The sequence below is a fragment of the Zhongshania aliphaticivorans genome, from assembly GCF_902705855.1.
Classification (GTDB): Bacteria; Pseudomonadota; Gammaproteobacteria; order Pseudomonadales; family Spongiibacteraceae; genus Spongiibacter; species Spongiibacter aliphaticivorans_B.
Genome location: NZ_CACSIJ010000008.1, coordinates 1 through 1,239, shown reverse-complemented (window position 1 = coordinate 1,239; position 1,239 = coordinate 1). Strand labels below are relative to the sequence as shown.

Below are 1,239 nucleotides of genomic sequence, written 5' to 3'. Positions count from 1 at the left end.
TGTTCTGGTTGAATGAACCGGACGCTTTAATAAGAGACAATAGCCGTCAATTATTGGAGTGTCATCATGGGACAGAAACGCAGTTACAAACAGTACTCTAAAGAATTCAAAGAAGAAGCCGTTGCCTTGATTCGTGATCAGGGCTATTCAGTGGCTGAAGCGTCTAAATCACTAGGTGTGGCAAGTAACATGCTGTATCGCTGGAAAGATCAACAAGAGCAATTATCGGCAGGTACTGCGCTTGCTGAAGATGAGCGCGCGGAGCTGCAGCGTCTGCGTAAAGAAAACAAAGAACTGCGGATGGAGAAAGAGATTTTAAAAAAGGCCAGCGCCTTCTTTGCGAAAGAAATGAAGTGAAGTACGGCTTTATACAAGATTACTCGCAGAGCTACCCAGTACGGCTGCTCTGCCGAGTGATGAAGCTGAGTAAATCCGCTTTTTACGCATGGAAGGCTCGTCCAGCTCAGCTGATAACAGCGCAGGAGCTGCAGCTATACCGAAGAACCAAAGAGCTGTTTAACGCAAGCCGACAAAGCTTGGGTAGCCGAGAAATGGCGAAGAAGCTACGCGCTGAAGACTTTAATGTTACGCGATATAAAACCATAAAGGTCATGGCTCAATTAAAGCTGCAAGCCAAGCAGCGTGTGGCCTACAAGGTAACGACGAAGCGTAAACACAGCGATACCGTCGCGGCTAATTTGTTAAATCAAAACTTTAACCCTGTGGGGCAAGATCAAATTTGGGCAGGTGACATCACCTATTTAAAAACAGCCGAAGGCTGGGTGTATTTGGCGGTTGTGATGGACCTTTATTCCCGCCGTATTGTTGGTTGGGCAACGGATAAGCGCATGACGACTAGTTTAATTAGTCGGGCGATGATCATGGCTTACAACCTTCGGCAGCCACCTCAAGGTCTGGTGTTCCACAGTGACAGGGGCTCGCAATACACCAGCAAACCTTACCGTAAACTGTTGGTAGGTTATGGCATACGATCTTCTATGGGTGATGTGGGTGCGTGCTGGGACAATGCCGTGGTCGAGCGATTCTTTGGTAGTCTAAAGCATGACTGGATATTTAAGCTTCACCAACCGACTCGCGAGCATATGACCAGTGACGTTAGAGCTTACATCAAGTATTACAACTTAGACCGGCTCCACTCATCGAACAATGATTTATCGCCGGTTCAGTATGAGAAATTAGCAAATTAATGTGTCCGGTTTTGTTGACCAGAACACGGTT

The 1,239-nt window shown here is 46.9% G+C and carries 1 protein-coding gene; it reads left to right on the top strand.

Annotated features, from left to right (window positions below; all coding sequences use genetic code 11):
• The first annotated feature begins 66 nt into the window (after nt 1–66).
• Nucleotides 67–1,208 (top strand): IS3 family transposase gene (locus GVJ32_RS04460; protein ID WP_159238864.1). Its coding sequence is split into 2 segments (ribosomal slippage): nt 67–316 and nt 316–1,208, totalling 1,143 coding nucleotides; the frame shifts between segments, so codons are not numbered across the junction.
• Nucleotides 1,209–1,239: the final 31 nt, after the last annotated feature.